The organism is Streptomyces populi (assembly GCF_002911015.1).
Classification (GTDB): domain Bacteria; phylum Actinomycetota; class Actinomycetes; order Streptomycetales; family Streptomycetaceae; genus Streptomyces; species Streptomyces populi.
The window spans coordinates 1-8,746 of the sequence record NZ_KZ627039.1; the positions used below are offsets into that span (position 1 = coordinate 1).

An 8,746-nucleotide genomic window follows, 5' to 3' on the forward strand; every position below is an offset into this window, starting at 1 on the left:
GTCCCGCCGCGTCGTACGGCTTCGCCGAGAGCGGGTGGTCGTCGGAGCCGCAGGCGGCGGCGCCGGCGCCGAGGGCGACCACCAGCGCGGTGCAGCTGACGACCGTGCGGATGCGCGGTGAGTGCTTCATGAGTCCACGCTATGAACGCCCGTCAAGCACGGCGCGCCGGGTGAGCCGAGCGAGGGACACAAGTCGTGGCGAACGAGGGAGCCCGGACTCTCCTGACGGAGTGTCCGGGCTCCCGTGTGTTCAGCGCGTGCTACTGGGTGCGGTTCTCACCGTGGTAGTACTCGAAGACCCAGCCCCACAGGCCGAGCATGATGATGGGGGCCGAGAAGTACAGCAGCCACCAGCCGAAGACGACGCCCATGAAGGCGAGCGCGCCACCGACGCCGAGCGCGAGCGGCTGCCAGCTGTGCGGGCTGAAGAAGCCCACCTCGCCGGCCTCGTCCGCGACGTCGGCCTCCTTGTCGTCCTGTGCCATGGCGTCGACCCGCCGGGCCGTGAAGGCCAGGTAGTAGCCGATCATCATGCTCAGGCCGAAGCCCATGAAGAGGGCCGTGGTACCGGCCGGCTCCTTGGACCAGACGCCGTAGACAACCCCCATGATGAGGATGAACAGCGCCAGCCAGATGAACATCTTGCCTTGGACCTTCACTTGCCGGCCTCCTTTCCGCCAGGAAGGGCCGACGAACCGTGACCGGCGTTCTCGAGCTGGTCGAGAGCGGCGATCTCCGGGTGGTGCAGGTCGAAGGCCGGGGATTCACTGCGGATCCGCGGCAGGGTGAGGAAGTTGTGCCGCGGCGGCGGGCAGGAGGTCGCCCACTCGAGCGAACGGCCGTAGCCCCACGGGTCGTCGACCCCGACCTTCTTGCCGTACTTGGCCGTCTTCCACACGTTGTAGAGGAACGGCAGGATCGACAGGCCGAGCAGGAACGAGCTGATCGTCGAGATCGTGTTCAGCGTGGTGAAACCGTCGGCCGCGAGGTAGTCCGCGTAACGGCGCGGCATGCCCTCGGCACCCAGCCAGTGCTGCACCAGGAACGTGCCGTGGAAGCCCACGAACAGCGTCCAGAAGGTGATCTTGCCGAGGCGCTCGTCGAGCATCTTGCCGGTCATCTTCGGCCACCAGAAGTGGAAGCCGGAGAACATCGCGAAGACGACCGTGCCGAAGACCACGTAGTGGAAGTGCGCCACCACGAAGTACGAGTCGGACACGTGGAAGTCCATCGGCGGCGAGGCCAGGATGACGCCGGTCAGACCACCGAAGGTGAAGGTGATGAGGAAGCCGACGGCCCAGAGCATCGGTGTCTCGAAGGACAGCGAGCCCTTCCACATCGTCCCGATCCAGTTGAAGAACTTCACGCCGGTGGGAACGGCGATGAGGAACGTCATGAAGGAGAAGAACGGGAGCAGTACGCCACCGGTGACGTACATGTGGTGCGCCCACACCGTCACGGACAGGCCCGCGATCGCGATGGTCGCGCCGATCAGACCCATGTAGCCGAACATCGGCTTGCGGGAGAAGACCGGGATGACCTCGGAGATGATGCCGAAGAACGGCAGCGCGATGATGTACACCTCTGGGTGTCCGAAGAACCAGAAGAGGTGTTGCCAGAGCAGGGCTCCGCCGTTGGCCGCGTCGAACACGTGCGCACCGAATTTACGGTCCGCCTCCAGGGCGAACAGCGCCGCCGCGAGGACGGGGAAGGCCAGCAGCACCAGGACCGCGGTGAGCAGGACGTTCCACACGAAGATCGGCATACGGAACATCGTCATGCCGGGAGCGCGCATGCAGATGATCGTGGTGATGAAGTTGACCGCGCCGAGGATGGTGCCGAAGCCGGAGAACGCCAGACCCATGATCCACATGTCGGCGCCGATGCCCGGCGAGCGGACCGCGTCGGACAGCGGGCTGTAGGCGAACCAGCCGAAGTCGGCCGCACCCTGCGGGGTGAGGAAACCGCCGACCGCGATCGTCGAGCCGAAGAGGTACAGCCAGTAGGCGAACATGTTCAGCCGCGGGAACGCCACGTCGGGCGCGCCGATCTGCAGCGGCATGATCCAGTTCGTGAAACCGGCGAACAGCGGCGTCGCGAACATCAGCAGCATGATCGTGCCGTGCATCGTGAACGCCTGGTTGAACTGCTCGTTCGACACGATCTGCAGTCCGGGGCGGGCCAGTTCGGCACGCATGAGCAGCGCCATGACGCCGCCGACCAGGAAGAACGCGAACGACGTGACCAGATAGAGCGTGCCGATCGTCTTGTGGTCGGTGGTGGTGAGCCACTTGACCACGACGCTGCCGGGCTGCTTGCGCCGCACCGGCAGCTCGTTCTCGTACGAGTCTTCGGCGGCACCCTGGGGTTCGTTGAGGATGCTCACAGGTTGTTCGTCTCCCGGTTCTTCTCGTGGCCCGTCTGCTCAATGCCGGCCGGGACGTAACCGGTCTGTCCCTTCGCCGCGAGCTCCTTGAGGTGGGCCTCGTAGCGCTCGGGGGAGACGACCTTCACGTTGAAGAGCATCCGGGAGTGGTCGACGCCGCACAGCTCGGCGCACTTGCCCAGGAAGGTGCCCTCACGGTTGGGGGTCACCTGGAAGGAGTTGGTGTGCCCCGGGATGACGTCCTGCTTCATGAGGAACGGCACCACCCAGAAGGAGTGGATGACGTCACGCGAAGTGAGGACGAAGCGGACCGTCTTGCCCTTGGGGAGCCAGAGGGTCGGACCGGGGTTGCCCGTCTGCGGGTTCTTCGTGGCGGGCGTGCCGACGTCGTAGACACCGCCGGCGTTCGCCGGGAAGTCCTTCTTGAACCGGTCCGGAATGGCGGCCAGGTTCGGGTCGGTCTTGGCGTTCCCGGAGGAACCGGGGACGTCCTCGATGTAGTTGAAGCCCCAGCTCCACTGGAAGCCGACCACGTTGACCGTGACGTCGGGCTTCGGGCTGAGGCTGAGGAGCTTCGTCTCGTCGCGTGCCGTGAAGTAGAAGAGCACCGAGACGATGATGAGCGGAACCACCGTGTACAGCGCCTCGATGGGCATGTTGTACCGGGTCTGCGGAGGAACTTCGACCTTGGTCCGGCTACGCCGGTGGAAGATGACGCTCCACAGGATCAGGCCCCAGACCAGCACGCCCGTGGCGAGCGCGGCCGCCCACGAGCCCTGCCAGAGGGAGAGGATCCGCGGAGCCTGCTCCGTGACCGGGGTGGGCATACCAAGGCGGGGGAAGTCTTCCCAGTTGTACGAGCAACCAGTGGCTGTCGCCAGGACCAGGCCCGCAGTCATTGCCTGCAGCAGCTTCCGCCGCATCGGGCGCCGCGGCGAGCGGTCGGAGCCGTTGGGACTCACGTAGCGCCTTCCCGAGAGTCTCGCCCGCGCTGTTGGCTGCGGCCTTCTCGCTGGTCGGTCGCCGCCCTGCGTCGGGCAGGGGTTTGGATGTTTATGCGGACCAAACCCTACTGGACGCTATTTGGGGTCGCGCGGGGAGGGTGCCCAACGCGCCGCCCGACTCCCCGAAGGAGTGCTGTTTGGCCTGCGAGGCCCCCTCAGAGTACCTGGAATGCCCCGGTCCGGATGGCTTCTGACGCCCTCTTGGGAGGGTAGGCGGCGAGCGAGCACCGGCCTTCGCGGAGCTAGCGTGGGGGCGTGTCCTACTTCGACTCCGCGTCCGCGGCCCCGCTGCACCCCGTCGCCCGGCAGGCCCTGCAAGCCTCGTTCGACGAGGGGTGGGCCGATCCCGCCCGCCTCTACCGCGAGGGGAGGAGGGCCCGGCTGCTCCTCGACGCGGCGCGCGAGGCGGCGGCCGAGGCGGTGGGCTGCCGTCCCGACGAACTGGTCTTCACCACCTCCGGCACCCGTGCGGTGCACTCCGGGATCGAGGGCGCCCTGGCGGGCCGGCGGCGCGTCGGACACCACCTGATCGTGTCAGCCGTCGAACACTCTTCGGTGCTCCATTCGGCGGACCTCCACGAGGCGGCGGGCGGCGCGGTGACCCGCGTTCAGGTGGACCGCGCCGGAAGGGTGTCCCCTTCCTCCTACGCCGGGGCGCTGGGTCCGGGGACCGCGCTGGCCTGTCTCCAGTCCGCCAACCACGAGGTGGGTACCGAGCAGCCGGTGGCCGAGGTGGCACGGCTGTGCCGGGAGGCGGGGGTGCCCCTGCTGGTGGACGCGGCCCAGTCGCTGGGCTGGGGCCGGGTGGAGGGCGATTGGTCCCTGCTGACGGCAAGTGCCCACAAATGGGGAGGCCCCGCGGGCGTCGGACTGCTCGTCGTGCGCAAGGGGGTGCGGTTCGCGCCCCAAGGTCCTGCGGACGAGCGGGAGTCGGGACGGGCGGCCGGGTTCGAGAACGTTCCGGCGATCGTCGCCGCGGCGGCTTCGCTGCGTGCCGTCCAGGCGGAGGCGGCACAGGAGGCGGCACGCCTGCGTGAACTGACGGAGCGGATCCGCACACGGGTGCCGACGCTGGTGCCGGACGTCGAGGTGGTCGGTGACGCGGTCCGCCGACTCCCGGGCATCGTCACCTTCTCCTGTCTCTACGTCGACGGGGAGACCCTGCTGCACGAACTGGACCGCGCGGGCTTCTCGGTCTCCTCGGGCTCGTCCTGCACGAGCAGCACCCTGACCCCCAGCCATGTCCTGAAGGCCATGGGTGTCCTGAGCGAGGGCAATGTGCGGGTGTCACTGCCGCCCGGCACCGGGGAGGAGGACGTCGAGCGCTTCCTGTCGGTCCTCCCGGGGGTGGTCTCGGGGGTCCGCGAGAAGCTGGGGGCGCCGACGGCGGTGACGAAGGTGCCCGCGTCCGTCGACGCGCTGGTGGTCGACGCGCTGGGCAGGCGCTGCCCGATCCCCGTCATCGAGCTGGCCAAGGTCATCGGGGACGTGCCCCTCGGCGGCACGGTCCGGGTCCTGTCCGACGACGAGGCCGCCCGCCTCGACATCCCCGCGTGGTGCGAGATGCGGGGTCAGGAGTACGTCGGGGAGGAGCCGGCGGAGCACGGCTCGGCCTATGTCGTGCGCCGGCTGGCGTAGGACCCGGCCGGGCGCCCCGGCCTCCGCCGGACCGGCCGGGGCCCGCCTCCGTCCGACGGAGGCGGGCCCCGGTCCGGTGACACGGGTCTAGGAGAGGTGCGCCCGGACCTCGGTGGCGGCCTCGTCGCCGTAGGCCTTGGTGAAGCGGTCCATGAAGTGGGCGCGGCTCAGCTGGTACTCCTGCGTGCCGACCGTCTCGATGACCAGGGTGGCGAGCATGCAGCCGACCTGGGCGGCGCGCTCCAGGGAGACTCCCCAGGCGAGACCGGAGAGGAAGCCGGCGCGGAACGCGTCGCCGACACCCGTCGGGTCCGCCTTGAGCTCCTCCTCGGGGCAGCCGACCTCGATCGGGTCCTGGCCGACGCGCTCGATGCGGACACCGCGCGAGCCGAGGGTGGTCACCCGGTGGCCGACCTTGGAGAGGATCTCCTCGTCGCTCCAGCCCGTCTTGGACTCGATGAGCCCCTTCTCGTACTCGTTCGAGAAGAGGTACGTCGCGCCCTCCAGCAGGACCCGGATCTCGTCGCCGTTCATGCGCGCGATCTGCTGCGAGAAGTCGGCGGCGAACGGGATGCCGCGCGAGCGGCACTCCTCGGTGTGGCGGAGCATCCCCTCGGGGTCGTCCGCTCCGATCAGGACGAGGTCGAGACCGCCGACCCGGTCCGCGACGGCCTTGAGCTCGATGAGGCGGGCCTCGCTCATCGCGCCCGTGTAGAAGGAGCCGATCTGGTTGTGGTCGGCGTCCGTGGTGCACACGAAGCGCGCGGTGTGCAGCACCTCGGAGATGCGCACGGAGGCGGTGTCGACTCCGTGCCGGTCCAGCCAGGCGCGGTACTCGTCGAAGTCGGAGCCCGCCGCTCCGACCAGGATCGGGCGGGTACCGAGCTGGCCCATGCCGAACGCGATGTTCGCGCCGACCCCTCCCCGGCGGACGTCGAGGTTGTCGACCAGGAAGGAGAGGGAGACCGTGTGCAGCTGATCGGCGACCAGCTGGTCGGCGAAACGGCCGGGGAAGGTCATGAGGTGGTCGGTGGCGATGGAGCCGGTGACTGCGATACGCACGGCTAGGACACGCTCCTGCGAGGGGAGGGGATTGACAGTTAACGCTACCGGGTCCGCACGCGACCCCTGAAGGGCCAAAACTACCCGATAGTAGATCTTTCTTCGTGACGGTGACGGTGCTTACGGTTCCGGTATGACGAACCTCAAAGTCCATGGCTCCGCTCCGCTCGGCCCGGTCGGCGACCTGGAGGGCGATCTGGCGTCGCTGCGCGGCGACTGCGCCCGGATGGCCGGTCACTGGTCGGCTCCCGCACCCGTCCCGCCCCTCCACGTCTCCCCCTCCCTCATCCACGGGGTGACCGTTCCGCCCGCCTCGGCGCGACTGCTGGACGCGATGTCCGACTACGGCGACTGACCGGCGGCGTCCGGACGGTGCCGCCGTACGGGTGAGAGCCCCGGCGGCGCCGGACGGGTGAAACGGAGTGCGCCCGCAGGGAACCGTGCGCTCCCCCGCTGCGTCCCATCGCTGTCCCCGGTAAGGGGGATGCGCCATACGACCCAGGAGTGCCCGTCATCGACAGGGCCGGGTCATGGGACAGCAGTGGAGCCGAAGGAGCGATGCGGTGAGCACCGAGCGACCCGACAACGACGCGACCGATCCCGCCGGGGGCCGGGCCGGGGGTCACGCCGAGGACGCCGTCGCGGCCGAGAAGACCGCGACCTCCGACGGAGGTTCCGGCGAGGACCGGAACGACGGCGCCGCCGCCGAGGGGAGCGTCGCGGGTCCCGCCGAGGGCGGCGCCGAGGACGCGGTCGCGGAAGCCGCCGAGGACGACGCCGCGAGCCCCGCCGAGGAGACCGCGGTCTCCGGCGTCGGCGTCGGCTCCGGCGAGGACCGGGACGGGGGCGCCGAAGACGTGCCCCCGGGCTCCGCCGAAGGGGCGGCGGAGGCGGACGCCGGGTCCGGTGGGGCGGCCGTCGAAAGCCGTGCGCAGGACCCCGGCGACGCTTCCCCCTCCACCGCGTCCGCCGCTTCCGCCCGGAACCCCGGCGGAGACGACGCCGAGCAGTCCGTCGCGGCTTCCGCCGGGGCCGGGCGTCCCGAGGAAGGCGTTGCCGCAGGTCCCGTGACGGATGCCGTCGTGGTGCCCGTCGAGGGCGGCGGGGCCGGTGAGGGACACCGGCGGCGCACGCCGGTGGTCGTCGCCTCGGTCGTCGCCGCCGTGCTGCTCGTCGGGGGCGGCGGCGCGTACATGGCCTCGACGGCGTCCGGCGGCGTCCGTTCCGCCGCATCCGGCGCCGAGGACACCGCCCCGCCACGGCTGGTCCTCGACGGCTACGCCGCGAGCACCGGGGGCACGGGCGGTACGGGCGGCATCGCGCCCGGCGAGCCCGACCCCTACGGCACGGCCTACCGCGCGAAGGGCGCGCTCCCCACCGGTCCGGGCTCGGCGCACGTGCGGTGGGCCGAGGGCAGGGTGACGCGGGCCGAGGTGGCCCGGCTCGCGAAGGCCCTGGGCCTGGCGGGCACGCCCCGGCTCGCCGGGGACGCCTGGACGGTCGGCGCCGTCAAGGACGGGACCGAGCCGAATCTGCGGGTCACCGCGGACGCGCCGGGGACCTGGACCTTCGCCTCCGCCCTGCCGGGAGGCGACAACTGCGTCAAGGTCACGACGTGCTCGCCCGGCGACTCCGGCTCCCCCACCGGTTCCGCGCAGGACCCGGTGAGCGAGGCGACGGCGAGGAAGGCGGCCGCGCCCGTGCTGAAGGCCCTCGGGCAGGACGGCGCGAAGCTGGACGCGGGCCAGCTGATGGGCCAGGTGCGGGTGGTGAACGCCGATCCGGTGGTGGGCGGACTGCCCACGTACGGGTGGACGACGGGCCTGCGGATCGGCGCGTCCGGTCATGTCGTCGGCGGCAGCGGCCAGTTGAAGACACCGGTGGAGGGTGACGCGTACCCGGTCGTCAGTGCGCGCAAGACGCTGGATCTGATGAACGGTTCGGCTCCGGCGACGGACGGCCGGCGCATGGGCATCGGCGGCTGCGCCAGCCCCGTACCGCTGAAGGACCGGGACGAGACGCCGTGCGAGCACCCCTCCCCGGCGGAGCCGCAGGCGACGACGGTCGAGAAGGCCACCTTCGGGCTGGCGGCCCAGCGCGCGAACGGGCGCCAGGCGCTGGTGCCGTCCTGGCTGTTCGAGGTGCGGCCGCCGGGCGCGCAGGACACGTACACCGTGACGCACACGGCGGTCGACCCGGCGTTCCTGGCCTCGCCGCAGTCACCGGCGCCGCCGAGCGCCGAGCCGGCGGTGCCGGTGCCGTCCGGGCAGCCGTCCTCGCCGACGGCCACGCACGACGTCGCGGTCCAGGGCTACACGGCCGACGGCAGGGATCTGAAGGTCGACTTCACCGGCGGTGTGTGCGCCGACTACACCGTCTCGGCCCACGAGACCTCCGACAAGGTCACCGTCACCGTGACGGAGAAGCCCTGGAAGAACAAGGCCTGCATCATGATCGCCAAGATCTACGAGAGGACGGTGCGCCTGGACGCGCCGCTCGACGGCCGTGAGGTCGTGGGCAGCGACGGCAAGGCGATCCACCACGGGCGCTTCGGCGTCCCCGAGACCTCCGCGGCGACGCCGGCGGAACCCCGCTAGCGACGGAGCCCCTCTGGCGGCGGACCGGCCGGTCCCGGACACGCGAAGGCGGCGTCCCC

7 protein-coding genes are annotated in these 8,746 nt (G+C 70.6%); 3 read left to right on the plus strand and 4 right to left on the minus strand.

The genetic code is table 11. The features are described 5' to 3' along the window. Positions 1 to 260 precede the first annotated feature (260 nt). From CW362_RS41790 to ctaC, 3 genes are read right to left on the minus strand one after another with little or no spacing between them, the layout of a single operon-like run. Positions 261 to 659, minus strand: coding sequence for a cytochrome c oxidase subunit 4 (locus CW362_RS41790; RefSeq protein WP_103554809.1), 399 nt, complete (start codon positions 657 to 659; stop codon positions 261 to 263). Next, complete coding sequence (gene ctaD / locus CW362_RS41795; RefSeq protein WP_103554810.1) at positions 656 to 2,386, minus strand: aa3-type cytochrome oxidase subunit I; 1,731 nt, start codon at positions 2,384 to 2,386, stop codon at positions 656 to 658. The genes CW362_RS41790 and ctaD overlap by 4 nt, the downstream gene beginning before the upstream one ends. Continuing rightward, on the minus strand, positions 2,383 to 3,348 hold the full coding sequence (gene ctaC / locus CW362_RS41800) for an aa3-type cytochrome oxidase subunit II (RefSeq protein ID WP_103554811.1): 966 nt from the start codon (positions 3,346 to 3,348) through the stop codon (positions 2,383 to 2,385). Before ctaC ends, ctaD begins: the two co-directional genes overlap by 4 nt. 297 nt (positions 3,349 to 3,645) lie before the next feature. Between ctaC and CW362_RS41805 the strand changes: the two genes are divergently transcribed. Next, the gene (locus CW362_RS41805; protein ID WP_103554812.1) at positions 3,646 to 5,028 is read left to right on the plus strand and encodes a cysteine desulfurase/sulfurtransferase TusA family protein; all 1,383 of its coding nucleotides are present in this window, start codon (positions 3,646 to 3,648) and stop codon (positions 5,026 to 5,028) included. An 87-nt stretch (positions 5,029 to 5,115) separates the two neighbouring features. Here CW362_RS41805 and CW362_RS41810 read toward each other — a convergent pair whose 3' ends face one another. Further along, positions 5,116 to 6,090, minus strand: a complete 975-nt coding sequence (locus CW362_RS41810) for a carbohydrate kinase family protein (protein WP_103554813.1) — start codon at positions 6,088 to 6,090, stop codon at positions 5,116 to 5,118. A 133-nt stretch (positions 6,091 to 6,223) separates the two neighbouring features. On the opposite strand from CW362_RS41810, the gene CW362_RS41815 reads away from it, so the two are divergent. Both CW362_RS41815 and CW362_RS41820 read left to right on the plus strand, forming a co-directional pair. Then, positions 6,224 to 6,445 (plus strand): hypothetical protein, encoded by a 222-nt coding sequence (locus CW362_RS41815; protein WP_103554814.1) that lies wholly within the window; start codon positions 6,224 to 6,226, stop codon positions 6,443 to 6,445. Positions 6,446 to 6,653: 208 nt separating this feature from the next. Then, the gene (locus CW362_RS41820; RefSeq protein ID WP_103554815.1) at positions 6,654 to 8,687 is read left to right on the plus strand and encodes a hypothetical protein; all 2,034 of its coding nucleotides are present in this window, start codon (positions 6,654 to 6,656) and stop codon (positions 8,685 to 8,687) included. The last annotated feature ends 59 nt before the right edge of the window (positions 8,688 to 8,746 follow it).

Bases quoted from the DNA above. Each gene is read 5' to 3' on its own strand.
- CW362_RS41815 (WP_103554814.1), top strand. From the start codon at position 6,224: ATGACGAACCTCAAAGTCCATGGCTCCGCTCCGCTCGGCCCGGTCGGC.